Origin of the sequence: Achromobacter sp. SIMBA_011, assembly GCF_046535435.1 — a bacterium.
GTDB classification, from domain to species: domain Bacteria; phylum Pseudomonadota; class Gammaproteobacteria; order Burkholderiales; family Burkholderiaceae_B; genus Achromobacter; species Achromobacter dolens.
In genome coordinates this window covers 1-272 of the sequence record NZ_JAWRWN010000461.1, presented here as the reverse complement: position 1 = coordinate 272, position 272 = coordinate 1, and the positions used below count along the sequence as shown (strand labels likewise).

General features: G+C 58.1%; 1 protein-coding gene. It reads left to right on the top strand.

Annotation, left to right across the window (positions count from 1 at the left end; genetic code table 11):
• Positions 1-37: 37 nt before the first annotated feature.
• A partial coding sequence (locus SB816_RS31720) for a hypothetical protein (RefSeq protein WP_410548211.1) occupies positions 38-272 on the top strand: 235 nt, incomplete at its 3' end.

Below are 272 nucleotides of genomic sequence, written 5' to 3'. Positions count from 1 at the left end.
AGACGTCCGGGTGGGGAAGAGAACGGAAAGTTTCTGGATGAACAAGGCCATCACGATCATTGTCTGGTTGCTTGTCTCGCTTTGCGTTCTGGCCATCATTACGATGCCGGTCAGCCTGCAGACGCATCTGGTCGCCACGGCGATTTCGCTCGTCCTCCTTGCAACGATCAAGAGTTTCAACGGGCAGGGGGCCTGGCGTCTGGTGGCGCTTGGTTTCGGCACGGCCATCGTGTTGCGTTATGTCTACTGGCGCACCACCAGCACATTGCCGC